The organism is Brachybacterium subflavum (assembly GCF_009299795.1).
GTDB classification, from domain to species: domain Bacteria; phylum Actinomycetota; class Actinomycetes; order Actinomycetales; family Dermabacteraceae; genus Brachybacterium; species Brachybacterium subflavum.
The window spans coordinates 62,462-87,200 of record NZ_VIGP01000005.1 but is presented as its reverse complement, the minus strand read 5'-3'; the positions used below and the strand labels follow the sequence as shown (position 1 = coordinate 87,200).

Annotated in this window: 18 protein-coding genes; 6 read left to right on the top strand and 12 right to left on the bottom strand. The window is 72.7% G+C overall.

The genetic code is table 11. The features are described from left to right. Window positions 1-15: 15 nt before the first annotated feature. A complete protein-coding gene (manA, locus tag FHG10_RS12735; protein WP_319803210.1) occupies window positions 16-1,215 on the top strand; it encodes a mannose-6-phosphate isomerase, class I in 1,200 nt (399 codons plus the stop codon). A gap of 34 nt (window positions 1,216-1,249) precedes the next feature. Here the strand turns inward: manA and FHG10_RS12730 are convergent, their stop codons facing one another. Next, window positions 1,250-2,323 (bottom strand): MauE/DoxX family redox-associated membrane protein, encoded by a 1,074-nt coding sequence (locus FHG10_RS12730; RefSeq protein WP_152353727.1) that lies wholly within the window; start codon window positions 2,321-2,323, stop codon window positions 1,250-1,252. 101 nt (window positions 2,324-2,424) lie between these two features. Between FHG10_RS12730 and FHG10_RS12725 the strand changes: the two genes are divergently transcribed. After that, window positions 2,425-3,876 carry an MFS transporter gene (locus FHG10_RS12725; protein ID WP_227488237.1) on the top strand — a complete coding sequence of 484 codons (1,452 nt, stop codon included), beginning with the start codon at window positions 2,425-2,427 and terminating at the stop codon, window positions 3,874-3,876. Window positions 3,877-4,318: 442 nt separating this feature from the next. On the opposite strand, the gene FHG10_RS12720 is transcribed toward FHG10_RS12725, so the two are convergent. The 10 genes from FHG10_RS12720 to FHG10_RS12675 all read right to left on the bottom strand — a co-directional run bounded on the left by FHG10_RS12720 (window position 4,319) and on the right by FHG10_RS12675 (window position 16,901). Next, window positions 4,319-5,716, bottom strand: a complete 1,398-nt coding sequence (locus FHG10_RS12720; protein ID WP_193636303.1) for a GAF domain-containing protein — start codon at window positions 5,714-5,716, stop codon at window positions 4,319-4,321. Between the two features lie 195 nt (window positions 5,717-5,911). Further along, window positions 5,912-6,889, bottom strand: coding sequence for a glycosyltransferase family 2 protein (locus FHG10_RS12715; RefSeq protein ID WP_152353724.1), 978 nt, complete (start codon window positions 6,887-6,889; stop codon window positions 5,912-5,914). Next, window positions 6,886-8,322 carry a lipopolysaccharide biosynthesis protein gene (locus FHG10_RS12710; RefSeq protein WP_152353723.1) on the bottom strand — a complete coding sequence of 479 codons (1,437 nt, stop codon included), beginning with the start codon at window positions 8,320-8,322 and terminating at the stop codon, window positions 6,886-6,888. Before FHG10_RS12710 ends, FHG10_RS12715 begins: the two co-directional genes overlap by 4 nt. Next, window positions 8,319-9,023: a PIG-L deacetylase family protein gene (locus FHG10_RS12705; RefSeq protein WP_152353722.1), complete on the bottom strand. Its 705-nt coding sequence runs from the start codon at window positions 9,021-9,023 to the stop codon at window positions 8,319-8,321. The genes FHG10_RS12710 and FHG10_RS12705 overlap by 4 nt, the downstream gene beginning before the upstream one ends. Further along, window positions 9,020-10,204 (bottom strand): aminotransferase class I/II-fold pyridoxal phosphate-dependent enzyme, encoded by a 1,185-nt coding sequence (locus FHG10_RS12700; RefSeq protein WP_152353721.1) that lies wholly within the window; start codon window positions 10,202-10,204, stop codon window positions 9,020-9,022. The genes FHG10_RS12705 and FHG10_RS12700 overlap by 4 nt, the downstream gene beginning before the upstream one ends. Then, the gene (locus tag FHG10_RS12695; protein ID WP_152353720.1) at window positions 10,201-12,072 is read right to left on the bottom strand and encodes a polysaccharide biosynthesis protein; all 1,872 of its coding nucleotides are present in this window, start codon (window positions 12,070-12,072) and stop codon (window positions 10,201-10,203) included. Before FHG10_RS12695 ends, FHG10_RS12700 begins: the two co-directional genes overlap by 4 nt. Next, window positions 12,069-13,259 carry a Wzz/FepE/Etk N-terminal domain-containing protein gene (locus tag FHG10_RS12690; RefSeq protein WP_152353719.1) on the bottom strand — a complete coding sequence of 397 codons (1,191 nt, stop codon included), beginning with the start codon at window positions 13,257-13,259 and terminating at the stop codon, window positions 12,069-12,071. Before FHG10_RS12690 ends, FHG10_RS12695 begins: the two co-directional genes overlap by 4 nt. Then, on the bottom strand, window positions 13,256-14,377 hold the full coding sequence (locus FHG10_RS12685; protein ID WP_152353718.1) for a glycosyltransferase: 1,122 nt from the start codon (window positions 14,375-14,377) through the stop codon (window positions 13,256-13,258). Before FHG10_RS12685 ends, FHG10_RS12690 begins: the two co-directional genes overlap by 4 nt. Next, complete coding sequence (locus FHG10_RS12680; protein ID WP_152353717.1) at window positions 14,374-15,645, bottom strand: hypothetical protein; 1,272 nt, start codon at window positions 15,643-15,645, stop codon at window positions 14,374-14,376. Before FHG10_RS12680 ends, FHG10_RS12685 begins: the two co-directional genes overlap by 4 nt. Beyond that, on the bottom strand, window positions 15,642-16,901 hold the full coding sequence (locus FHG10_RS12675) for a glycosyltransferase family 4 protein (RefSeq protein ID WP_152353716.1): 1,260 nt from the start codon (window positions 16,899-16,901) through the stop codon (window positions 15,642-15,644). Before FHG10_RS12675 ends, FHG10_RS12680 begins: the two co-directional genes overlap by 4 nt. 283 nt (window positions 16,902-17,184) lie before the next feature. Here FHG10_RS12675 and FHG10_RS12670 point away from each other — a divergent pair, with 283 nt between their 5' ends. From FHG10_RS12670 to metE, 4 genes are all read left to right on the top strand, one after another. Beyond that, entirely contained in the window at window positions 17,185-18,486 is a 1,302-nt protein-coding gene (locus tag FHG10_RS12670) for a protoporphyrinogen/coproporphyrinogen oxidase (RefSeq protein ID WP_152353715.1), read from the top strand. Then, window positions 18,465-19,553 carry a glycoside hydrolase 5 family protein gene (locus FHG10_RS12665; RefSeq protein ID WP_152353714.1) on the top strand — a complete coding sequence of 363 codons (1,089 nt, stop codon included), beginning with the start codon at window positions 18,465-18,467 and terminating at the stop codon, window positions 19,551-19,553. The genes FHG10_RS12670 and FHG10_RS12665 overlap by 22 nt, the downstream gene beginning before the upstream one ends. Before the next feature lie 97 nt (window positions 19,554-19,650). Further along, complete coding sequence (locus FHG10_RS12660) at window positions 19,651-20,592, top strand: methylenetetrahydrofolate reductase (protein WP_152353713.1); 942 nt, start codon at window positions 19,651-19,653, stop codon at window positions 20,590-20,592. Next, window positions 20,589-23,009, top strand: a complete 2,421-nt coding sequence (gene metE / locus FHG10_RS12655) for a 5-methyltetrahydropteroyltriglutamate--homocysteine S-methyltransferase (protein ID WP_152353712.1) — start codon at window positions 20,589-20,591, stop codon at window positions 23,007-23,009. Before FHG10_RS12660 ends, metE begins: the two co-directional genes overlap by 4 nt. Before the next feature lie 177 nt (window positions 23,010-23,186). Here metE and FHG10_RS12650 read toward each other — a convergent pair whose 3' ends face one another. Next, the gene (locus FHG10_RS12650; RefSeq protein WP_319803209.1) at window positions 23,187-24,575 is read right to left on the bottom strand and encodes an MATE family efflux transporter; all 1,389 of its coding nucleotides are present in this window, start codon (window positions 24,573-24,575) and stop codon (window positions 23,187-23,189) included. Between the last annotated feature and the right edge of the window lie 164 nt (window positions 24,576-24,739).

The following is a 24,739-nucleotide window of genomic DNA, read 5'->3' as shown; positions in this document are numbered from 1 at the left end:
TGTGTCTAGCGCTGCATGATGCGTCGGATCGAAGGCCGTGTCCGGCACTACGCGTGGGGATCTCGAACACGATTGCCCCGTTTCCTTGGGCTGCAGCCGGACGGCAGGAACTGGGCTGAGGCGTGGTTCGGCGGCCATCCTTTGGCTCCCTCTCTCCTCGAGGACGGCACGACGTTGTCGGATCTCGTCGCCTCCGAGCCGCAGACCCAGCTGGGTGTTGGCGTCGCTCGCAGCTTCGGCAGTGAGCTCCCGTTCCTCCTCAAAGCGATAGCTCCGGAGAAACCTCTCTCGCTGCAGGTGCATCCGGGTCGAGACCGCGCGGAAGAGTCCTTCGCTGCGGAGACCGCTGCGGGCCTTCCGCTGGACTCTGTTCGGCGCAGTTATCGGGACCCGAAGCACAAGCCAGAATTGCTGGTCGCACTCGAGCCGTTCACGGCGCTCTGCGGCTTTCGGGCGCCCCGACGGGCCATTGAGATCCTCGAGGGGCTGGACACGGATCTCTCCGAACGCTTGCACCGTCTCCTGCTGGAGAGTCCGAACGCGCGGGGCATGCACGCTGCCCTGCGGTCCCTTCTCTCCCGCGCGCTCCGCCCTGAGCCGGGACTCGTACGGCAGGTTGTCGAAGCCTGTCGCGAGCGCGAGCGCACGGGGGCCTCTCCTTCACCGCGCATGGACCGCATCGTGACCGAGCTTGCGGACCACCATCCGGGAGACCCCGGCGTGGTCGCGGCGCTTCTGCTCAACCCTGTCGCTCTGCAGCCGGGAGAAGCTCTGTTCATCCCTACGGGCACCCTGCACGCCTATATCAGTGGGTTCGGTATTGAAGTCACAGCGGCCAGTGACAATGTGCTCCGTGCGGGTCTCACCGAGAAGCCTCTGGACGTGGACGAACTCCTTCAATGCGTGAACGTCGCAGCTGCCCCTCCTCTGCGGATCGCACCTGAGCGCCGCAACGAGGTCACCCAGTCGTATTACGCGCCCGTCGACGACTTCGAAGTCTCCTACACGACCCTCGTTCAGTGCTCCCCGCGTGACTCATGGCCTCTGATCGGCCGTGGTCCGCGGATCGTGCTGGGACTCGAAGGACTCCTGGTCCTCGAGAGCTCGGACGATGCCATCGAGCTGCGCGCAGGACAGGCTGTGTTCATCCCCGCTTCCGATGGAACCATCAGCGTTCGAGGCATCGGACGCATCGTGCAGGCGTGCGTTCCCTGAGAATGCGCTTCGCGGACTTCACTCCGGGGCGGTTCTACGCGGGCGGTGTAGCAATCTCCCCGTTCGCCCTGGCCCGCTCGATCTGCGCGATGATCTCCTCGACCAGCGCGGTGACGTCCTCCGCACCGATGACGGGACCTCCCGCCAGCAGGCCGTCGGCCCCCAGCAGCACGGCGGCGGGGGAGGAGGTCGCCCCCAGGGAGGCGGCAAGGTTGCCCTCGATGTCCCGGGCGAGGCTGTCACCTGCTCGCTCGCGCACGGACGGCGGGAGCTCCTCGGGATCCGCGCGCACGAGCGTGCGCACGCTGAGCGTCTGCTCGAGCGCCGCACGCCAGCCCCCGACGGCGTTCAACACCCTCTCGCACGGGCCGCAGCCGGGACGCACCCAGATCAGCAGCGCCGCGCGCTCGGCAGTCAGGGCCGCGAGGGTGATTGGCTGGTCGCCACTGCCACGGAGCATGCCGAACGGGATCGGCGTGCGCATGTAGTCGAGAGCCTCGTCGTCCTCGGCGCTCGCCCGCTCGTCCACTGAGTCCCGGTCGGCGGGCGTCTCGCCCCTCCATGGTCCCCTGGCGGCGTTCCTGCCGCTGCTTCGTGTGCCGCCGAGGGTGAGCAGGGCCAGGAGGCACGCGACGACCGCGGCCAGGGCGAGCTGCACGAGCAGGCCCGGAGTGCTCGTGACCGCGTGGGCAGGGACGGCTCGCGCCGTACCGATCACGGCGAGCACGCCCAGCGCGACCAGCAGGGAATTGCGCGCGAGGGTGGTGCGCGAGACCGTCGGCGAACCCAGAGATCCGAAGCACGAGCACTTGACCTGCTCCTCGAAGCCGAGGGCCCGGGCGATGATCACCCAGTAAGCGAGGAGAAGTGCTTCCGTGAGCGAGGCGAGCACGAGAGGCACGACGGGCACTGGCAGCCAGACCCCAAGCGCGAGGACGACCTCCACTGCAGGCAGGATCGTCGCCACGGCGCCGTGGACAGTGGCCAGTGGCAGACGCAGGGAGGTCATCGCGTCCAGCGTGCCGCGCCGGTCGCCGAGCTTCGCGCAGCCGCTGATCAGCAGCGTGAGGGAGACCAGCAGCTGGGCGGTGAGCAGCAGGATCGACACCGTCCCAGGCTACTCGGGGCCGCGGGCGTCGCGAGATGCGCCGCACAAGACCCTCTTCGATCCCTGCCCGGTGCCTGGACACCCTCCGTATCCTTGATCGGGTGAGTGCCGCCGAGTCCCGTCCCCGTCCCGCTGCCCCGACCCAGGCGCCCGCGCACCCGCGCCGCGTGCTGTTCGTGCTCCTGCTGCCGCTGTTCATGGCGCTGGTCGCGGTCTCGGTCATCAACGTCGCACTCACCCCCATCGGCCATTCTCTGAAGGCGGACTCCGAGGGACTGCAGTGGGTGCTCTCCGGCTACGCCCTCGCCTTCGCCGTGCTGCTCGTCCCCGCGGGACGCGTGGGCGATGCGACCGGCAGGCGCCGCATCCTGCTGATCGGCGTCGCCCTGTTCACCCTGGGCTCGCTGATGGCCGGGCTCTCGCCGAACGTGGGCGTCCTGAACCTCTCGCGGATCCTGCAGGGCCTCGGCTCCGGGCTGCTGAACCCGCAGTCCATCGGCCTGATCCAGGTGAACTTCCGCGGTCAGGCCCGGGCGAAGGCCTTCGCGCTGTTCGGCACCACGGTGGCCGTCGCGACCGCCATCGGCCCGGTGATCGGCGGCCTGCTCATCCAGGTCCTCGGCGAGGACATGGGCTGGCGCTGGATCTTCTTCTCGAACGTCCCGATCGGGATCCTCGCGATCGTGCTCGGCCTGCTCTGGATCCCCAATGACAAGCTGCGCACCAAGGATTCCAAGCCCGATCTGGATCCTGTCGGCACGCTGCTGCTGGCCCTGGCGATCCTCATGATCATGCTGCCGTTCCTCGAGCGCTCCGTGTCCGCGCTGGTGTGGCTGCTGCTGCCGCTCGGCCTGCTGCTCATCTTCGGCTGGGTGACCTGGGAGAACCGCTACCGTCGCGGCGGACGCCCGCCGATGGTCGACCCCGACATCTTCCGCAGCCCGCCCTTCCGCAACGGCATCATCATCGTCACCGTCTACTTCCTGGGCTCCACGAGCATCTGGATCGTGCTGCCGCTGTTCCTGCAGATGCACCTGGACCGCACGCCCTTCGAGGCGTCGATCATCGGCCTGCCCTCCTCGCTCGCGGCGATGATCTCCTCGCAGCTCGGCGGTCGCTACGTGCTGCGCCTGGGGCGTCGCCTGGTGATCGCGGGCTTCGCCGTGGTCCTCGTCGGCCTCGCCCTGGTCGCGGTGATGGCCGGGATCGTCGAGAGCGGTGCGCTGCCCTTCTGGACGCTCGCCGTCCCGCTCACCCTGGTGGGCATCAGCCAGGGCATGACCATCTCCCCGAACCAGACCCTTACGCTGAACGCGGTGGATCCGCGCTACGGCGGCGTCGCGGGCGGCATCCTGTCGCTGGGCCAGCGGATCGGCGCGGCCGTGGGCACGGCGCTCATCCCCGGGATCCTGTTCTCGCTGACGGAGAACGGCACGCCCTGGGTGGAGGCCTTCATCATCACCCTGACGGTGATCATGCTGATGGCGATGGCTGCGCTCGGTGTCAGCGTCGTCGACCGCAAGCGGGAGAGGCTCGCCGGGACCGACGCGTAGGGCCTACGGGCGCATCCGGCGGGGCCACGGTCGGTGCCTCCGGTGCCCGGGGTGCGTCGGCCCCTCCGACGCCCGGTTCGCGGTCGGCGCCTCCGGCGGACCGAGCACGCTCTGAGCCTCCGTCGTCGGAGCCGGGCACGCGGCGCGCGAGGAAGAGCCCCGGCCGCCCGCCGGCGACACGGTGCGTCGCGGGCGGGCGGTGGGGTTCCGACGACGACCGGGGTCGGGGGTCCGGCACGATGCGGGGGTGTGCCGGGGCGCGAAACGGGGGTGAGCGCCCCCGACCGTCATCGGATGCTTGAACGATAGGCGGCGGGACGTTGCACGAAGGTTGCAAGGAGGTCGCCGAGCGCGTCGCGACGAGCGATCCGCCGTCGTCCGTGCCGGTCATCGGTCGGATCAGCGGTCTGCGCGTCGGCCGCACAGCCCGGTCGCCGGGGAGTCAGAGAGCTCTGGCGTCCGCTCGCTCCTCCGCCTCCAGGGCCTCCGCGCGGGCGGCGGCGGAGGCACGCTCCGGGGCATCGGGCGGCGCCACGGTGAGCACGGCCATCAGCACCTCGAGATCGCTCTCGTTCTCCGGCAGCTGGGCGTAGCGCCACAGCTGCTCATGGTCCCCGCGCTCGAGCATGAGCGCCCGCACCAGGGCCGACGTCCGCTCGCGCAGACGACGGATCTCCGGCGCCTCGCTCGTGGGAAGCAGGCGCCCCTCGTAGTGGGCGAGGACCTCCTCGACGTCCCCGGCGTCGACGGCGGCGCGCGTGCGCAGGAGGTCGCTGTCGAGCTCACCCTGCAGGCGATAGGGACGGGAGCCGAGCGTCAGCGCATCCCCCGCGAAGCCCTCGAGGACGCGGCGCAGGCGCAGCACCTCGGCGCGCACCGTGCCCACCGTGTCGAGCGAGCCGTACAGCGATTCGGCGAGCTCGCCCGCGCCCAGGCCGTCGGGGTGCAGGTGGAGCAGGGTCAGCAGCTCCGCGTGCCGGCCGGAGAGGCACGCGGTCACCCGTCCGCGGCGGATCAGGGAGGTGCGCCGCCCGGTGATCAGCAGCTCGAGCGCACCCGTGCGCGTCGCCGCATCGCTGCGCTGGAAGCGGGGCACGGGGACGGGCTGCGCCGCCTGGTCCTCGCGATGCGGGAGCTCCGTCTGTACAGCGCGGGCGGCGGCCCGCAGCAGGGGCAGCACGAGCGGGCCGACGGCGCGCTCGTCCCCGGTGACGTCGATGACGCCCAGGACCTCGCCGTTCGCGGGGTCCAGCACCGGCACCGCGCTGCAGCTCCAGCCCTGGATCACCTCGACGTAGTGCTCGGCGCCCGTCACCTGGATCGCGCTGCCGCTGGCCAGGGCGAGGGCCGGAGCGTTCGTGCCCATCGCGTCCTCGGACCAGTCGGCGCCCACCACGAAGCCCACGTTCTCGGCCAGGGTGAGCTGGGGCGAGGGGCCATCGAGCCACAGCAGACGCCCCTGCTGGTCCCCGAGTGCCACGAGCAGGCCGGCCTCGACGGCGGGCTCGATCAGCCTCTCCTGGAGCAGGGGAAGGAGAGCGTGGAAGGCGTGCTGGCGACGGGCCTCGGCGAGCTCGGCGCCGGAGACGCCCACGCGCACGGGCGCCTCCACGTCGCGGGGGAGCAGCTCCAGGGAGCGGCGCCAGGACGCGAGCACGGGGTCCCGCACCACGCGGTGATCGTTCTCCGGCGAGGTCGCCGCGGCAAGGTCCTCGTGCGCCCTCAGCGCCTCGTGCTGGTAGTCGGCGCTGGTGGGATCGTGGGGCCCGGGGTGGCCGTCGGCCCCGGTGGGCCCGTCTGCCCCGGTGGGAAGGCGGACCGGGAGGGAGTGCATGTGCATGCGCCACCTCCTGGTGCGGCCACGACCCCCGACTCTCGATGCGCGCCGACGATGCGAGCGTACGCCACGAAACGGGCGTATCGGAGGGGAAGCGAGACAGGATCCCGGTGCTCGGACGGATGAGGTGCTCGGACGGAAGGGGAGGATCATCGGCCGCGGCGCCGCGCCTCGTCGGACGAGCGCGACGCGGTCTCCTCATCGGCGGCGCCGGGCGTCGAAGGCGTGGTACGCGCGCAGATGCAGGGACGGCGCGACCCGGGCGAGCAGCCACGAGGCGGCGGCGGCGCGATGCCCTCGGCGCAGCTGCCGGAGGATCCCCGCGAGGGTGATCCGCCGACGGCACCAGGCCGTCACGCTGCGCCGCAGCGGCGAATCCTCGATCTCATGGACCGCCGTGTGCAGCAGTTGTGTGAGGGTGAGGTCGCGATGGTCCTGCAGCAGGGCGGTGGCCTCCTCCGCATCGAAGGCGCCTTCGATCGACGGGCGCACGGCGTCGTTGAGCCGCACCAGGTCCCACGCCCCGGGTCGGAGGCTCCCGGTCACGGACGCGGCGTGCACGGTGTTGAGGTACAGCTCCTCGTCGACGCAGGCCACGGTCCCGCCCTGGGCGATGCAGCGCACCACGAACACGAAGTCGCTGTAGACCTGGTCGGGCTCGGAGGGGGCGGTCGGCCGGCGCAGCAGCAGATGCTGCGTGCCGCTGAGATCCCCCTGCAGCAGCGCGCGCAGGGCGGTGCGCGAGCTCATCACCGCGGCCGGCGGGCTCCACGGGCCGGTGCCGATCACGCGGCCCTCGGCGACGCGGAACATCGGCGTGAACACGGCGTCGGCCCCCGTGCCCTCCCCGGCCTCGAGCAGTCGCTCGAGGTAGGTCGGTGCGACCGTGTCGTCGGCGTCCACGAAGGTCACCCACTCGCCGCGCGCCCGGGCCACGGCGTCGTCGGTCACCCGCGCGTACCCGCCGTTGCGGGGCATCCGCACCACCTGCGCGCGCGGATCCTCGTCGAGCCCCTCCGGTACCGGTTCGCGCACCGATCCGTCGTCGATGATGAGCAGCTCGAAGTCCTCAAAGGTCTGGGCGAGCACCGAGTCCACGGCGGCGCGCACCGTGCTCGCGGCCTCGTAGCAGGGGACGACGACGGTGACACGCGGCGGCGCGATCGGGTTGCTCATCGGGCGGCGGCCTCACTGTGGGGGGACGATGACGACGCGGAGTCGTCGACGGGCGCGGGGCGTGCCGCACGGCGACGGCGGATCGCATCGGCGATGTAGAGGCCCGCGATGGTGCCCTCCGAGACGATCGCGACGGCGGCGGCGCCCACGGAGCCCCACAGCCAGCCGGCGGGGAACAGCAGCACCACATGGCAGATCGTGCCGATCATCGCGTAGCGCGCGGAGGTGCGGAACCGGTGCTGCGCGGTCGCACGCAGGAAGAACGCCATCCCGATCCCCGAGAAGATCAGCGAGACGCCGATGATCTGGGCGACCGGCGCCGCCCGGTGCATCCCCTCGCCGAGGTACCAGGGGATGAACAGCGGCGCCGCGATCACCAGGATGATCCCGGCGAGGGCGTAGGAGCCGATGATCCCGCCCGTGATCGTGCGCTCGATGATGCGGTTGTCCTCGCCTCCGCGGGTCATCCGGGGGAGCATCGCGTCCACGATGCCGTGCATGATCCCGCGCACCGCGTTGCCGAAGCGCTCGGCGGCCCCGAAGAAGGCGACGTGCACGGGCGTCGAGACGATCCCGAGCACGACGGTGTTCGACCCGCTGATGGAGATGTTCGCGATGTTCGCGACGAACATGGGCCAGGAGTCCGAGATCGCATCGCGGATCTGAGCGGGCGATGTGCGCACCGGCCGCACGTCCTTCCAGACCAGCAGGATCATCAGCCAGGCGATGATCGCGGAGAGCGCGAGCGGGAACTGCTGCCACACCATGGGCAGCAGCATCTCGCCGGGGGTGCGGACCGTGAGCACCAGGAAGATCAGGGAGATCAGGCGCGAGGCGGCCATGAACAGGGCGAAGGAGCGCAGTCGGCCCATGCCCTGCAGCAGCCAGTTGGGGTAGGCGGCGCCGACGCCCACGAGCAGCAGTCCCACCAGGTACAGCAGCCACTGGTCCCGCAACGCGGGGGCGATCAGCACGATCCCCATGAGCACGACGCTCGCGGCGAACCACAGCACGGCGATCGAGCCCATGCTCGCGGCGCTCACGCGCGAGCGCTCGGCCTGGGTGGTCGCCACGGCGATCCGACGCAGGGCGCTGCGGCCGAAGCCGAAGTCGGCGAACTGCACGACGAGCTCCACGAGCGCGAGAGCGAGCATGAAGCGGCCCAGGTCATGGGCGCCGAGGATGCGGGACAGCAGGGGGAGGGAGACGAGCGGATACGCGAACGACGCGAGGTAGCCGAGGCCGATCACCACGGCGTCGGATCCCACCCGCAGTGAGGAGTCGCCCGTGGGTGCGGAGTCGCCCGAGGGCGAGGCGGAGCCGGCCCCCGAGCCGGCGATGCTCGCGGCGTCGTCCCCTGGCGAGCGCGGGGTGCTGTCGTCCTCCGGGACGTCCGCTGGGCGGTCGGTCTCGTCGTCCCCGGGGCGCGTCATGCGGGGTCGCCGATGCCGGTCGTGTCCGCCGGGGTGTTCATGCGGGCGATCTGGAACGCCTCCGCGTACGCCACGGCGGACTGGCTGCCGCGGAACAGGGCGAGAGCCTCCAGCGCCTCCGGGGATCGGGGGCCGGGGAAGGCCTGCAACTGGCTCTCGAAGCAGCGGAAGGCCTCGATCTTGCGGCCGATGGTCCCGGTGATCTCGACCGTCCAGTTGGGCACGAAGGAGGGCTCCGCGCCGGGTGCGTTCCAGAAGGTCTCGGAGACGGTCTCGTACATGGCGACGGTGCGGATCCCCGTGCCCGCGCCCACCGGACGCGTGACCACCATGGCGGCGTCGAAAACGGCCTTGTGGTCCACGTGGCGGTCCGGGAACGGGATCAGCACCAGCTCGGGGCGCACGCGGTCCACGACGGACTGCAGGGCGCCGTTGAGCTCGGCGACCGATCCCCGCGAGACCTCGACGGAGGGCAGGTCCAGGAACACCGACTCGGCGACCCCCAGCAGGGAGTGCGCGCGGCGGGCCTCGGCCTCCACCTGCGGTGCGACGGACGCGTCGTACAGCGGGGGCAGGTCCGAGCAGGCGGCCACGACGGTCACCTCGGTGCCCTCGGCGCAGAGGCGTGCGATCGCGCCGCCGGCGCCGAGGATCTCGTCGTCGGGATGGGGGGCGATGACGAGCGCGCGGGACGTGGTCACTCGGCGGCTCCTCTCGGGTCGGTGGTGGTGGAGGCGACGGCGGTCGCGCCGCGCGCGAGGATGTCCTCGATGCGCGCGCAGACCTGGGCGATCTGGTCAGGGGCGCTGGCCGGGGAGCTCGGAACGCTGAGCCCGGTGCGGTACAGGGACTCCGCGGTGCCGTCGAGCCGCCGCGGGTAGCGATCGGCGTCGCTGAACACGGGCTGGTCGTGCAGGGGAGCGAACACGGGGCGGCTCTCGATGCCCGCGCGGGCGAGCTCCTCGCGCAGGGCGAGCGGATCCGTGCCGGTGACCGCCGGGTCGACGGTCAGCGAGGTCATCCAGCAGTTGTCCCCCTCATCGGCCCCGCCGAGGATCTCCAGGCCCGCCGTCCGCTCGCACAGGGCGCGGTACTGCGCCCGGTGGGAACGGCGGGCGGCGAGGAACTCGTCGAGCCGCTCGACCTGCGCGAGGCCGAGGGCGGCGAGGATGTTCGAGAGCCGGTAGTTGAAGCCGATCTCGCGGTGCTCGTAGTGGGGGACCGGCTCGCGGGCCTGGGTGGCCAGGTGGCGCGCGCGGTCGGCGAGGGCGTCGTCGTCGGTGAGGACGACGCCGCCCGAGGACGCGGTCGCGATCTTGTTGCCGTTGAACGAGAGCGCCGAGACCAGGCCGTGCGAGCCCGCCGGCGCGCCGTCGCGCTCCGCGCCCAGGGACTCCGCGGCGTCCACGACGAGCGGCACGCCGTGGACGTCGGCGAGTCGCTGCAGAGCGGAGTGGTCGGCGACCTTCCCGTAGACGTCCACGGCGAGGACCGCGGCGGGCCGCCGGCCTGTGCGCGAGCCGTCCTCGAGGGCCTGCTCGACCAGGGACGGGGCGATGTTCCCCGTGGCGTCGCAGTCCACGAACACCGGCACGGCACCCGCGTGCACGATCGAGCTCGCCGAGGCGATGAACGACAGCGTGGGGCAGATGACCGTGTCGCCGGGGCGGACGCCCGCGACGATCAGGGCGAGGTGCAGCGCGGCGGTTCCGGAGGAGACGCCCACCGCTCGCCGTCGGCCCGCGCGTCGGGCGACGAGGTCCTCGAAGGCATCGAGCTGGGGCCCCGCGGGGGCGATCCAGCCCGAGTCGATCGCCTCGAGGAGGCGCTCGCGCTCATGGGCGCCGACGACGGGGACGGACAGGGGGATGCGAGCGGTCATCGCGGCGTCACCTCACGGGGAGGGAACGTCACGCCTAGCGAACGGGCGACGTACTCGTCGATGAGCTCCGTCGGAGCGGAGGCCACCGGCAGCCCGTCGGGATCGATGCCGGGGTTGATGACGTGGAAGACCCGGTCGTGCCGATCCACCACCTCGGTCTCGTCGGGGGTGAAGAGCACCTCGTGCAGCTTCTCGCCGGGACGCAGCCCGGTGTACTCGATGGTGCAGCGGGCGCCCATCAGCATCATCATGCGCTGGGCGACGTCGGCGATGCGCACCGGGCGCCCCATGTCGAGCACCAGGGTTTCCCCGGCGCGGCCCACGGACCCGGCGAACAGCACCAGTGCGCAGGCCTCCGGGATCGTCATGAAGTAGCGCGTGACCTCGGGGTGGGTCACGGTGATCGGGCCGCCCTTGCGGATCTGCTCGGCGAAGGCGGGGATCGCGGATCCCCGGGAGCCGATCACGTTGCCGAAGCGCACGGAGACGAACGCCCTGCCGGTGCGGGCCGCCGCGCTCGAGGTGAGCCCCTCGGCGACCCGCTTCGAGGTGCCCAGGGTGCTCGTGGGGTGCGCCGCCTTGTCGGTCGAGACGTTGACGAAGGTCTGGACCTGGTGACGGATCGCGGCGTCGATGACGTTCTGCGTGCCGTGCACATTGGTCTTCCAGCCCTCCTGCGGGTGGCTCTGGAGGAGGGGCAGATGCTTGAGCGCCGCCGCGTGGAAGACGATCTCCGGGCGGTGCTTCGCGAACACCGCGTCGAGGGCCGAGCGGTCGCGGATGTCCGCGAGCACCAGGTCCGGGGTGTCCAGCAGCGCACGCCCGGTGAGGCTCATCTGCAGGTGGTGCAGGGCGGTCTCGTCGCGGTCCAGCATCACCAGCAGGCCCGGTTCGAGGGCGCTGATCTGCCGGCACAGCTCCGAGCCGATGGAGCCGCCGGCACCGGTGACCAGGATCCGGCGTCCGCGCAGCATCTCGCGCGCGGCCGTGAGGTCCGGCGGGGCGACCGGCCGCCCGATGAGATCGGTGACGTCGATGTCGCGCAGCGAGGCGACGTCGGCGGGGTCCTCGAGCATCTCCGAGGCCGAGGGCACCGTGCGCACCCACGCCCGGGAGTCTGCGAGCTGCTCCGCCAGGGAGGCGTAGAGAGTCGGCGCCGAGTGGCCGATGGCGACCACGGCCCCCTCGGCGCCGTGGGACTGGATCAGCTGGGCGGTCTGGGCGACGGTGCCCTTCACCCGCACGCCGCGGAAGCGGAACCGGCGCTTGCGCGGGTCGTCGTCGACGAAGGCGACGGGCAGGTACGCGCCGCGCGGATCGCGCAGCATCTGGTCGACCAGGTTCACGCCGACGAGCCCGGCGCCGACCACGACGACCGGCACGCCCACGCGGGGCCGGCGCTGGTGGTCGAGGTAGAGGCGGGCCAGGTGGCGCGAGGTGGTCGCCAGGACGATGGTCAGCAGCTCGGCGCCGAGCACGGTGAACACGTGCGCGCCGAGAGAGGCCACCACGTTCACCAGCAGCACCACGAGCAGGGTGATCGCGCCGCTGAGGACCTGCAGCCGGAACTCGGAGGTCGAGCCGATCATCAGGCGGCGCAGGTACAGACCTGTGAGGATGCCGACCACGAGCTGCGTGAGGATGCTCGTCGCCGCCAGCACGGTGACGGTGACCGCGGTCAGGCTCGTGGGGGCGATCAGCGACACGAGCAGCCAGGCCGCGACGGCCAGCACCGCGTCCGCGCCGCCCAGGACGATCAGCGCCAGCACCGGGGAGTTGCGCTTGAAGCCCAGGATCGCCTGGCGGACCGGCGGCGGTGAGTCCGGATCCGGAGTGCCCCGGGACGTGAGGTTCGGCTCTGTGCTCATCTCGTGCCTCCGTGCGATGCCTCCGCGGGCATTCGGAGATCGTGCTCCGAGGCTGCGGGGACTGGATTCCTGTCGAACTCCTGGGGGCCGGCCTGCTCGGGGCCCGTCTGCCCGGGATCGGTCTGCCCGGGGTCCGCCGCGTCCTCTGTGCCGACCCGCTGGTCGACGTCGGCGCGGGAGTCCCGGGGGACGATGATGCAGCCAGCCACGGCGACTCCGTGCCCCCGGCTGAAGGTCGCGGCCCGCGAGACGGCTGACCGCGTCGTGCCCTCGTCGATGACGAGCACGGCGACCGCGTTCGCCGGGAGCGAGGACAGGGCGTCGTCGAGCGGCACCCGCCGCAGGTCGGCCTCGCGTCGCGACGCGGCGCGGTGCGTCGCGATCACGTCCTCGATCCTCGAGAGCCGGGCCTCGTCGACCGTGCTCGGATGGACGAGCGCGATGGTCCGATGGGGGAGGCGCTGCAGCAGGCCGCGGATCCCCTCCGCCGATGTGGGCGCGCCGGTGGCGCGGGCGGCTCGCGCGAGCCGCGCCTCGGCCGGCTCGAGGATGCCCAGGAGCGGACCGCCCGCGGCGGCCTCGGCCTGGCGCATGCGCACGGGGAGCCGGGTGCGGCCCTGTCGCACGAGCACGGCGATGAGCACGACCAGCGCCCCGATGATGATCCCGGCGGGGAGCACGATCTTGGGGTCGGGGCTCGACGGCGAGCTCGGAGCGACGGCCTTCTCGATGATCTGGGGTGTGGCGTCGACGGTGCCGCCGTCGCCGTCCTCGACGGCCTCCGTGAGGGTCGTGGCCCCGGCGTCCGCCATGTCGGCGGCCGCCTGCGGCGAATCGCCCTGACCCGTGACGATGATGGTCGGGGAGTCCTCGTCGGCCACGAAGAGGAGCTCGCGGCGCAGCTGCTGGGTGCTCGGCGGGTCGGAGAGCCTGGCGCGGGTCGCCGCGAGGCTGTCGTCGGAGCCCGCGATGGCGATGTAGGTGGGGAGCATCCCCTCGACCGCGGTCTGCTGCGCCTGGAGATCGGCGCCGTCTCCCTCGACCTGGATCAGGACGCGCGAGGTCGACTCGTAGTGCCTGGGGGCGATCCCCAGCACGAGCAGCCCGGCGAGGGCGCCGACGACGGCCCCGATCGCCAGCAGCCACCAGGTCGCGCGCAGCGTCCGCCAGAGGTTCTCGGTGGTCATGAGGCTCCTTCCATCTGCGGGATCCGGATCCCGAGTTCCGTGTAGGCCGTGAAGGACCTGTCTGCGAGTGATGACATGTCGTACCTCTCGGCCATCCGCGCGGTGGCGGCGGCTCCGAGCGCCCGGCGGCGAGCCGGGTCGCGGGCGAGGTCCGCGAGCGAGGCGAGCAGTTCGTCCTCGGTGTCGCCGAGGATCCCGGTGCGTCCGTCGTCGACCACGTCGACGACGCCGGTGACGCGGCTCGCGACCACGGGGATCGCCATCGCCTGGGCCTCCAGGAGCGTCATCGGCATCGCCTCGCCCGCGGTCGTGAAGAGCATGATGTCGGCCCCGGCGAGGGTGCGCAGCATCTCCTCGCGCTCCAGCCATCCGGTGACATCGACGAGCGGGGGAAGGAGTCCGCGGTCGCCGTCCCCGATCCAGCGGAAGCGGGCCGGGACGTCGGATACCTGCGACCAGCGCTCGGCGACGCTGCCGAAGGCGCCCACGAGCTTCTGCTCGGTGATCCGGCCGACGTGCACGATCTCGAGCGGGCGGTCCTGGTCAGTGCCTCGTTCGCCGACGATGGCACGCAGGCGGTCGACGTCCACGGCGTTGGCGAGCACCGCAGTGCGGGCGCGCGGGATCGCGGTGCGCGCGAGCTCCTGCTCGGAGTCGGAGCACAGCGCGAGCGCCGGTGCCATCCGAGCTCCGGCCCGCTCGAGGCGCAGGTAGACCCCGCGCATGCCGGATCCGCTCACGGCGCGCTCGAAGGAGAAGCCATGGGGGCTGTAGACCACGTGGTCGCGGTGACCGGCGAGGAGCCCCACGGCCCGGCCGATCATGCCCGCGCGCGAGGAGTGGACGTGGATGACGTCGGGACGTCGGCGACGGATCACCCCGCCCAACCGTGCCAGCAGCGTGGGCGAGGACAGCCTGGGGTCCCCGGTGAGCCGGGTGACGTCCACATCCTGCCCCGCGAGGCTGCGGATGTGCGCGGGCTCCGGGGACTCCGGTCGCGGCACGTAGGCGAAGGCGACCTCGGTGCCCGGGCGCTTCGCCTGCTCCCGCGCCAGGTCGGTCACCGCGTAGAGCACGCCCGCGAAGGCGGCGTCGGTGACGTGGAGGATCGTGGTCATGAGCGGTTCCTTCGCTGGGACGGGTGCGGGACGGAGGCCCGTTTCGAAGAGGCGATGGCGGCCGCGAGGACGGGAACCGGCCGGAGCGGTGCGCCCGGCGCGACGGATCCGGACTCGCCCCTGTGGGTGTTCCCCGATCGCTGGAGGGGGGCCGCGGCCGGGACCGGGGCCGACGCGGCCGGGCCGGCGTCCGCGGGCGGCCGCGCCGCGGATCGCAGGGAGGAGGGCAGCAGCGCCAGGACCAGCGGGAGCATCGGGGTCAGATGCTTGAGATAGGACCCGAAGTCGGGCTCGAAAAGCGCCTGCACGAGCAGCAGGGCGAGCAGCAGCGCGGCGGCGCGGGTCGCCGTCGCGACCTCTCGGTCAGCGGTCTCCCCGCGCGGCACGGCCAGGCGCCTGCGTGCTACGGGGACGAGGACGATGCCCCAGATCCCCATGATCAGCACGCCGCTCGCCAGGTGGTAGAGGGACCCCGCGGCCATCAGGGGCAGCGGGCAGATCATGACCAGGACCATCAGCAGTGCGGCCAGGATGCCGACGGGCCCGGCGCTGTCGGGCAGCGGGCTCGTGATGAGGGAGGCCACGGCACCGGGGTCGTCCCGGATGGTGTTGACGCTGTCCCGCTGCGACTGCAGCCCGCCGCCCAGGGCGATCCCGAAGGCCGGCTGCAGCGCGACATAGGCGAGCAGCGGGACCAGGAGGAGGACCGGGCGCTGCGTGCGGGGCAGGACGATCCGCCACACCACGTACAGCGCCGCGACGATGAGCCAGTACGGACGCAGGAGCGCGCCGTAGGCGACGCAGGCGAGGACGATCAGGACGTCCCATCGGCGCGTCCGCGGCGAGAGCAGCAGGAGTGCGCAGACCGCGACGGTGACGAGCTCCTTGCTGAACTGCCCCAGGTACACGACGGCGATGAGCAGCGAGCCGCCGATCACGGCGAGGTCGAACAGTCGCGCATCGCGCAGCCGCTCCCATCCCACCGCCGCGAAGACGCACACCACGAAGAGGCCCACGGCCAGCAGGGCGGCGAGGGGAGCGGCATGCTGGAGCCCCAGGGCGCGGTAGATCGCCCCGACCCCGCGGAAGGAGTCCGCCATCAGGTACTCCTTCGCGGGCACCATGGCCACCTGGATGCTGTGGTCGTCGCGCAGGAAGTTCTCCGGCAGGACGAAGCGCGCCACGAGCGACGCCAGCAGGGCGCCCCCGGCGGCCAGGAGCACCAGCACCTGGTTCGCGAGACCGTGCGCCTCCGAGCGCGCGGTCATGATGCGGCCGTCCCGGACAGCTCGCGGCACACCGCGACGAAGTCGTCGACGAACTCGAGGTCCCCGGACTCGAACGCGGCCTGGGAGATCCGTGCGAAGTCCGCGGGGTCCTCGACGACGGCGAGCAGGCGCTCCGCCGTCTGCGCGATGTCCCCGTGGTGGTGGATGGCGTTCACGCCGTCGTGCGTGTCCGCTGCGAGATCGCCGACGGGCGTGAGCACGCAGACCATGCCGGCCGAGAGCGCCTCATGCGCGGACATCGCGAAGCCCTCGGCGTCGGAGAGCTGCACGAACGCATGCGACGCCGCGGCATGGCGGGCGAGCCCCGGCCGGTCCAGAGGGCTCTCGAAGCGCACCTGGCGGGTGAGGCCGAGTCGGGCCGACCGACGGCGGAGCGCATCGAGCTCTCCGGCATCGGGGCCGATGATCGTGAGCTCGGCGCCTCCCCGGCGACGCCGATGCAGCTCCGCGAGCAGGTCGATCGCGCGGTCGAGCCGCTTCTGGCGGGCCATCCGGCCCCAGAAGACCAGCCGCAGCGGCTCGTCCTCCGCGACCGGAGCGGGGGCGTGCTCGAGAGGGAGGGAGGCGGCTGCCGGGCGCAGCATGCGCACGGGGACCGTGCGCCCCGAGCGCGCGAGCTCGGGTTCCACGAGATCCGTGCGGGTGGCCTCCGAGTCGCACAGCACGGCGTCCGCACGCGGCATGCACCAGCGATGCACCAGCCGGTCGAGCCGGTGGGTGAAGCGGGGCAGGTGGACCCAGACGGCCCAGCGGGTGCCGGGGGAGACGCGGCGCAGGAGCGGGCCCAGGGCCACCGTGCGCCAGAGGGAGGTGACCACGACGTCGGGGCGGGTGCGCCGGACCTCCGCGAGCAGCCGCAGGGCGGAGCGCGGGCTGTTCACGCCGCTGCCGGCCACGTCCGCGGAGACCACCTGGATCTCCGCGGGGGACGCGGCGAGGGCCGCGACGCGATAGTCGACGGCGGGGTGCTGGTGCGGCGCCCCGGCCGGGCGAGCGGTAGCCGACTCCGCCTCCGCGCTGTGGGATCCGCTCCTGACGGCATCATCCCTGCCGGCATCGCTCCTGCTGTCATCGCCGCGGCCGGCATCGCTGCGACCGCTGCCCAGGGTGCGCCGGAGGTTCTCCGCGGCGCTCTCGACGCCCCCGAAGGAGGTCTCGTGGATCAGGTGGAGCACTCGCACGGGCACAGCGGTGCCGATGGCGCGCCTCGGCGCGACCGTCATGGCGGCCGGCACGACCGGACTCTCCTCCAGCACGTGATCTCCCCCTCGTGCGACGCGCGCTCTGCCCGTCGTCGACGGGGGCGGTGCGTGCGCTCCCCCCGGAACGCGGATCCGAGCGGGTCGCCGGTTACCGACTAGTCGGACTTAACCCCCGTATGCGACAATTCAAGCATCTCGCCGCGCTGCCAGCAAGGGGCCATGCAGCGCCCCACACGCGGCGGGAGCCTGCCGCGCGGAGACCTGCTGATCGCTCAGGTTGCGTCGCCGTGCGCGTGGGCGGCGAGGAGGGACAGGCATGAGAAGAACCGTGGAGGCGCTGGTGATCGGCGCCGGGCCGACGGGCATCGGCGCCGCCGTGAGGCTGCGCGAGCTCGGCGTCGAGCATCTGGTGGTCGATGCCGGAGCGTCGGCGGGCGGCATGGCGGCCTCCCGCACGGACGCACACGGATTCACGTGGGATCTGGGCGGTCACGTCATCCACAGCCACTTCCCCGACTTCGACGACGCCGTGCGCCGCAGCGGCGCACCCCTGCGGCAGGTCGAGCGCAACGGATGGGTCTGGATGGACGGTGCGGAGCCGGGGACGATGCTCCCCTCGCCCGTGCAGGCGCAGCTCGAGGAGATGCCGGAGGATCTGGACCCCTTCGCGCCCGCGGCGAATCTCGCGGACTACTACCGCAACTGCTTCGGCTCGCGGCTGTTCGACGAATTCTTCGATCCCTACAACCGCAAGATGTGGACGCTGCCCCTCGAGAGGATCGACCACTCGTGGACCTCGCTGCGCTCCGGGGGCAGCGGGCGGAACGTCCCCCGCCCCGGCCTCGCCCGCGACCGCGCGGTGACCCGCGAGACGTTCCCCTACCCCGTGGGCGGGACGGGCGCCCTCTGGGAGGCGATCGTGCGCGAACTCGCGGATCCGGGATCCTTCCGATTCGGAGCGCGCGTGGTCTCGCTCGACATCGCCGCGCGTCGCGCGCTCCTCGAGGACGGCGACGAGATCGACTACCGCATGCTCGTGAGCACCGCGCCGATGACCTGGATGCTGGAGCAGATGGGCCGCCCGGGCGATGCGGAGGGCCTGCACGCGACGACCGAGGTCGCGGTCGGGCTCGGCTTCGATGGGGCGCCGCCCGCCGCGCTCGACGGCGTGACCTGGGTGTACTCGCCCGACCCGAAGGTGCCGTGGTTCCGCGGGACGGTGCTCTCGACCTACGACCCCTCGGCCGCGGGAAGCGGCCGGTGGTCGATGCTGCTCGAGGTCTCGGACCAGAACGGCGAGCCGATCGACGTGGAGAGCGCCGTGCGCGCCTGCGTGCGCTCGCTCGAGGTGCTCGGTGCGGAGCCGAGCAGCCTCGTCTCGACCTGGACCGAGCACCTGCCGATGGGCTACCCCGTGCCCACTCTGGGGCGGGACGACGTGCTGCGCCCGGTGGACTCCGCGCTGCTCGAGCACGCGGTGCACAGCCGCGGTCGCTTCGGTGGATGGCGCTACGAGTCGTGCAACCAGGACTACTCGTACATGCAGGGTCGTCAGGCCGTCGACGCCGAGCTCAGCGGCGCCGCGGAGGACATCCTGTGGCAGCCCGAGAAGTACTGATCTCGCGGCGCACTGCCTGGAGGGCCGCTCTCGCGGGCGGCGCCGCGCTCGGTGCCGCGACGACCGTCGCGGGGTGCGGGGAGAGTCCCGAGGACCGGGGCCTCGCCGACGGGGCCGGTCTGTGGGAACCGGGATCCCGCAGCGGACCCACGGCTTTCGGCATGACGCTCGCCGGGCCCGACGACGACGGTGCGACCCGCTTCGAGGAGGACCTGGCGACCCTGGTGGACCTCGGCATGGACTGGGCGCGCTTCGCCGTCGTCGCTTCCTCGGTCGTGGAGACCTGGGGCGACGCGGGCGATGGGCTCCGCCTCGACGGCACGCAGATCGACCGTCTCGCCCGGGGAGCCGCCCGGGCCCGCGGGCTGGGGCTCAAGGTCTGTATGATCGTGGCGGACGTCTACGACGTGCCGTCGGCCCGCGAAGCCGACTTCCTCGAGGCGATGCGCGCGTACTGGGCGGCGGTGGCCCGGCCCCTGGCCGCCCATGTCGACATGTGGCAGATCCTCAACGAGCCGGACGGCGCCGACTTCCGGACGCTGGAGGCCGTGTCCGGCGCGGCGCGACCCGAGTACCTGCGCAGACTCGGGCGCGCGCTCGGCGCCGCCCACGAGATCCTCGAGGGGATCGATCCCGGCGTCACGATGACCACGAATCTCTCGGGCTACCCGCTCGACGACGCCGTGGAGCGCGACTGGCGGGGGACGCTGGACGTCATCGCCGAGCACCTGGATGTGATCACGATCGACACCTATCCCGGGCTGTCCGACGAGCAGACCCGACTGATCCCGGAGAGGGCCTCCCGCCTGCGCACGGCGTACGGCCGCGAGGTCGTGGTCGGCGAGATCGGGCTGCAGACCTGCTCGGAGTGCTCGAGCGTCGAGGAGCAGGCGCAGGCGTACCGCCTCTACCTCGACGCGCTCGAGGACTCGGCCATCCCCGTCGCCTTCTTCTACCAGCTGCGCGACGACGGGCAGGACACCGGGGAGGGGACCTTCGGAGTCCAGGATGCGCAGGGCGACCCCAAGCCCTCCTTCGACGTGCTCAGGGAGGCACTGGGGCGATGACCCCCAGACGCCGCTGACCAGCCACTTCATATGACAGGGTTCACACACGGTCACCATCCTTCAGCCGGCACCGCCCCCTCCCGTAGCTTCCCTGGGCATGACAGCGCCCACGACCCTGCCCGAGCTCGAGCGCACGGTGGCAGCCCGCCGTCGGCCCGCGCTCAGCTACGAGCTGTTCCCGGCGCGCACCGACACCACCTTCGAGCGCCTGCGCGACACCATCGCCCAGCTCGAGACCACCGCGCCCGACCACGTCTCCGTCACCAGCCGCACCGGCCAGCGCAACCTCGCACGGGTCCTCGAGCTCACCGACCATGTGCTGCGCGAGACGGACCTGCGGCCGCTCGTGCACGTGACCTCGATCGGCTCGAGCCGTGCGGAGCTGCGTACCGTGATCGAGGCGCTCCTGGACCGCGGGGTGCGCGGCATCCTCGCCCTGCGCGGCGACCAGGAGGAGGGGCACGACCTCGAGGACGACGAGATCCCCTTCGCCCGCCCGCTCGTGGACCTCATCCGCGAGGTCGAGCGCGAGCGCACGGCGGCTCTGGCGGGCGGCCGGGTGAGTGTGGGCGTGGCCGCCTACCCCCACCGCCACCCCGAGTCCCCGACCTCCCAGCACGACCTCGAGGTGCTGCTCGCCAAGGAGCGCGCGGGCGCCGACTTCGCGATCACGCAGGTCTTCTTCGACCCCGCCGAGTACTGCGCGCTGATCGCCAGGGCCCGCGATGCGGGCCTGAGGATGCCCGTCATCCCCGGCTTCGTGCCCGCCACGAACCCGCGCCGCCTCGAGCGCCTCGCCGAGCTCTCCGGCGTCCCGCTCCCGCGCGAGCTCATGCACGCCCTGGAGACCGCGCGCGACGAGGCCGAGCAGCGCCGCATCGGCGTGCGCTGGACCGTCGACCTGATCTCCCGCGTCCTGGACGCCGGCGCCCCCGGACTGCACCTGTTCACCTTCAACCGCCACGCCGACTCCCTCGACGTGCTCGAGACCCTCGACCTGGACCGCTGGTCCGACCCGATCTCAGGAGATGCCCGATGACGACCGCTCCCCGCACCGCGGACACCGCCCGCGCCCCGCAGGACCACCGGGACCCGGGGGCCCACCGGGCCACGCTCCCCTCCGCGACGCCCGTCGGCTATCCGCGCATCGGCCCGGACCGCGAGCTCAAGAAGGCCGAGGAGGCCTACTGGGCCGGCCGCATCGACCGCGCCGCCTTCGAGGAGCGCGTGCGCTCCCTGCGCGGGGCGACGCGCGCCCGCCTCGCCGAGCTCGGCCTCACCGGCCCGGCCGCGATCCCCGAGACGTTCTCCCTCTACGACCAGGTGCTCGACGCCGCGCTCGCCGTCGGCATCGTCCCCGACCGCTTCGCGGGCGTGCTCGGGGCCGACGGGTCCGTGGACCTCGACGGGTACTTCGCCCTGGCCCGCGGCACCGCGGAGCAGCCGCCGCTGGAGATGACCAAGTGGTTCGACACGAACTACCACTACCTGGTCCCCGAGATCGGCCCCGACACCGACCTCCACGTCGCCTCCACGCAGGTCATCGACCTGTTCCGGGAGAGCCTCGAGGACGGAGCGGGACAGGGAGGGGGCACCCGGCCCGTGCTCGTCGGCCCCCTGACCCTGCTCCTGCTGGCCAAGGCGCAGGACGGCGCTCCCGAGGGCTTCGACCCGCTGGACCGCCTCGACGACCTCGTCGCCGTCTACGCCGAGCTCCTGGACCGCCTCCACGAGGCGGGCGCGGCCTGGATCCAGCTCGACGAGCCCGCCCTCGCCGCGGACCAGCGCGTGGACGCCGCCGCTCTCTCCGCTCTGCTCGAGCGCGCCGAGAGGCGCCTGACCGCGGCCGAGGCGCGCCCGCAGATCCTCGTCACCACGCCCTACGGCGGCATCGGCGGCCTGCTGCCCGCCCTGCTCGCGACCGGCGTCGAGGCCGTCCACCTCGACCTCACGCGCGGAGAGATCCCGAGCGCCGCGCAGCTCGCAGGCGCCGGCGGCGCGCAGATCGTCGCGGGCCTCGTCGAGGGCCGCTCCGTGTGGCGCACCGAGCTGCCCACGGCCGCCGCCCGGCTCGAGCTGCTGCGCGAGCGCGTGGCCGAGGCCGGCGGGGACCCGAGCGCCGTCGTCGTCTCCACCTCGGTCTCCCTCCAGCACGTCCCGCACACCCTCGATCTCGAACCCGATCTGCCCGCCGATCTGCGCTCGACCCTCGCCTTCGCCGACGAGAAGATCACGGAGATCGTCGCCCTCGCCTCGCAGGAGCACCCGGTCGCGCCCGGCTCCGCCGCCGGACCGCGCTCGGTGGTCCGCGATTTCGCGGGCGTGCGCCGCGACGAGGTGCGCCGCCGCACGGCCGGCCTCACCGCGGCCGACCTCGAGCGCTCGGCCTTCGAGGTGCGCGGCGCCGCCCAGCAGTCGCGGCTCGGCCTGCCCGTGCTGCCCACGACCACCATCGGGTCCTTCCCGCAGGTCGCGGGCGTGCGCAGGGCCCGCGCGGACCACCGCGCCGGGCGCATCGACGACGCCGCCTACGAGCAGGTGATGCGCGAGGAGATCCGTCGCGTCATCGAGCTCCAGGAGGAGCTTGGCCTGGACGTCCTGGTCCACGGCGAGCCCGAGCGCAACGACATGGTCCAGTACTTCGCCGAGCACCTCGACGGCTTCGCGACCACCGCGAACGGCTGGGTCCAGTCCTACGGATCCCGGTGCACGCGCCCCTCGATCCTTTTCGGGGACGTCTCGCGGGCCGAGCAGATCACCGTGGGCTGGTCGACCTTCGCCCAGTCGCTCACGCCGAAGCCGGTCAAGGGCATGCTCACCGGCCCGGTGACGATCCTGGCCTGGTCCTTCGTGCGCGACGACCAGAGCCTCGGCGAGACCGCCGACCAGGTCGCCCTCGGCCTGCGCGACGAGATCGCGGACCTCGAGGCGGCCGGCATCGGCATCGTCCAGGTCGACGAGCCCGCGCTGCGCGAGCTGCTGCCGCTGCGGGCCGCCGACCAGGAGGACTACCTGCGCTGGTCCGTGGACTCGTTCCGGCTCGCCACCTCCGGCGCGGCCGACGCCACGCAGATCCACACGCACCTGTGCTACTCGGAGTTCAACGAGGTCGTGGACGCGATCGACGCCCTCGGGGCCGACGTCACGAGCATCGAGGCCGCCCGCTCGCGCGGCGAGATCCTCGAGGCCCTGGACCCCGAGCGCTTCTCCCGCGGCATCGGCCCGGGCGTCTGGGACATCCACTCCCCGCGCGTGCCCGCGACCGAGGAGATCCGCTCGCAGCTCGCCGCGGCCCTCGACCGCGTGGGGGAGGGGCGGCTGTGGGCGAACCCCGACTGCGGCCTCAAGACCCGCGGCTACGAGGAGACCACCCTCAGCCTGCGGAACCTCGTCGAGGCCGCGCGCGCCGTTCGCGAGCAGGCCGCACGGGAGGGGGCAGGTCTGCCCGTCGGCTGACAGGGCGACGATGACCAGGATCTATGACAGGAACGGCCATTCCTGTCATAGATCCTGGTCACGAGCTGCGGCTCCACTGCGCCCGTGGTGTGCGCCGTGCGATGTCGGGGCGGGGCGGGGCGGGGCGCCGCGTGCTGCGGCTTCGGGCCGACGTGCCCTGCGCGGCGGCATCCCGCCCTACGCCCCCGTGCGCATCCAGGCGTCCCCGCGCACGCGCACTCCGAGGGCGACGGCGCGGGCGACCATGAACAGCAGGTTCGTGGCGACCCAGAGGGCGGCCAGGCCCAGCGGTCCCGCCGGCGCCCAGAGCCAGACGACGATCGCCCCCGGCATCACGGCGAGCATCGTGAGCATGCCGGCCCGGGCCAGGTAGGGGGCATCGCCCGCGCCCATGAGCACGCCGTCGAGCACGAACACGAAGCCGGCGACGGGCTGGGCGACGACCAGCACCCACATCGCCGCGCGCAGGTTCTCCTGCACCGCCGGGTCCGGGCTGAACCACGAGGGCACCACGTAGCTCGCCGCGAGGAGCACCACCCCCACTGCGGCCCCGCCGCCCACGCCCCAGCGGGTGAGACGGCTGGTCACGGCGTGGACGGTGGTGGTGTCCGCGGCGCCCAGATGTCTGCCGGTCAGCGCCTGGCCCGCGATCGCCAGGGCGTCGAGCGCGAGCGAGAGCAGCATGAACACGGTGCTCGCGAGCTGATGGGCGGCCAGCTGCACGGCGCCCAGGCGCGCCGCGACGAGCACGGTGACGAGGGTGACGATGCGCAGGCTGAGGGTGCGCACGAACATCGGCAAGGACTCGCGGCCGGTCGCCGCGACCGAGCCCAGGTGCGGCCGCAGCGCCACGCCCTCGCGGCGCGCATGGCGCACGACCACCCCCAGCAGCACGCCGGCCATCAGCCATTGGCTGATCACGGTGCCGGTGGCGCTGCCGGCGATCCCCATGTCCAGGCCGAAGATAAGCAGGGCGTTCAGGGGGATGTTCAGCAGCGCTCCGCCCACGGCCACGATGAGCGGCAGCCGCGCGTCCTGCAGTCCGCGGATCAGGCCCGTGGTCGCCTGCACCGAGAGCATCGCGGGGAGGCCGAGCGCGGAGATCCGCAGGTAGACGGCGGCCTCGGAGGTGACGTCGGCCCCCGCCCCGAAGAGCGGGAGCAGCACGCCGCCCGCCGCGACGAGCACCAGCAGGCAGCCTGCGCCGATCATGAGGGCGAGCCAGGCGGCGTCGACCCCGCGGGCGATCGCCTCGCGCATGCGACCGGCGCCGACGGCCCGCGCGACCGACGCGGTCGTCGAATAGGCGAGGAACACCGAGAGGCCGACGACGGTGGTCAGCACCGTCGAGGCGAGCCCGAGCCCGGCCAGCGAGGTCGTCGAGACGCGTGCGATGAACGCGGAGTCCGCGATCACGAACAGCGGCTCGGCGACCAGCGCGCCGAGCGAGGGCAGGGCGAGGCGCAGGATCTCGCGGTCCACGGAGCGGCGGGCCGCGGCGGGGGAGGGGCCGGGAGAGGAATCGGGGGTCTGCGCGGAGGAGGGGTCGGGGGTCGGGCGGGGCACGGATCCATCCTGTCAGGGGCGCGGCGGCCGGTGGGCGACCGGGCGCCGGGGGCGGACGGCGGCCGGCGGACGGATCACACCCCATGCTCCGACCTTCGGCTGATGCTCGCCATGTCCGACCTGTGGTCGAATGCCCGAGGATGGCCGTCCTGTGTCGGCCGCGT

What these genes read in the sequence shown, in the direction of transcription:
- manA (WP_319803210.1), top strand. Translation starts at nt 16, where the DNA reads ATGATGCGTCGGATCGAAGGCCGTGTCCGGCACTACGCGTGGGGATCT.
- FHG10_RS12720 (WP_193636303.1), bottom strand. Translation starts at nt 5,716, where the DNA reads ATGCACATGCACTCCCTCCCGGTCCGCCTTCCCACCGGGGCAGACGGG.
- FHG10_RS12715 (WP_152353724.1), bottom strand. Translation starts at nt 6,889, where the DNA reads ATGAGCAACCCGATCGCGCCGCCGCGTGTCACCGTCGTCGTCCCCTGC.
- FHG10_RS12710 (WP_152353723.1), bottom strand. Translation starts at nt 8,322, where the DNA reads ATGACGCGCCCCGGGGACGACGAGACCGACCGCCCAGCGGACGTCCCG.
- FHG10_RS12700 (WP_152353721.1), bottom strand. Translation starts at nt 10,204, where the DNA reads ATGACCGCTCGCATCCCCCTGTCCGTCCCCGTCGTCGGCGCCCATGAG.
- FHG10_RS12695 (WP_152353720.1), bottom strand. Translation starts at nt 12,072, where the DNA reads ATGAGCACAGAGCCGAACCTCACGTCCCGGGGCACTCCGGATCCGGAC.
- FHG10_RS12690 (WP_152353719.1), bottom strand. Translation starts at nt 13,259, where the DNA reads ATGACCACCGAGAACCTCTGGCGGACGCTGCGCGCGACCTGGTGGCTG.
- FHG10_RS12685 (WP_152353718.1), bottom strand. Translation starts at nt 14,377, where the DNA reads ATGACCACGATCCTCCACGTCACCGACGCCGCCTTCGCGGGCGTGCTC.
- FHG10_RS12680 (WP_152353717.1), bottom strand. Translation starts at nt 15,645, where the DNA reads ATGACCGCGCGCTCGGAGGCGCACGGTCTCGCGAACCAGGTGCTGGTG.
- FHG10_RS12670 (WP_152353715.1), top strand. Translation starts at nt 17,185, where the DNA reads ATGAGAAGAACCGTGGAGGCGCTGGTGATCGGCGCCGGGCCGACGGGC.
- FHG10_RS12660 (WP_152353713.1), top strand. Translation starts at nt 19,651, where the DNA reads ATGACAGCGCCCACGACCCTGCCCGAGCTCGAGCGCACGGTGGCAGCC.
- metE (WP_152353712.1), top strand. Translation starts at nt 20,589, where the DNA reads ATGACGACCGCTCCCCGCACCGCGGACACCGCCCGCGCCCCGCAGGAC.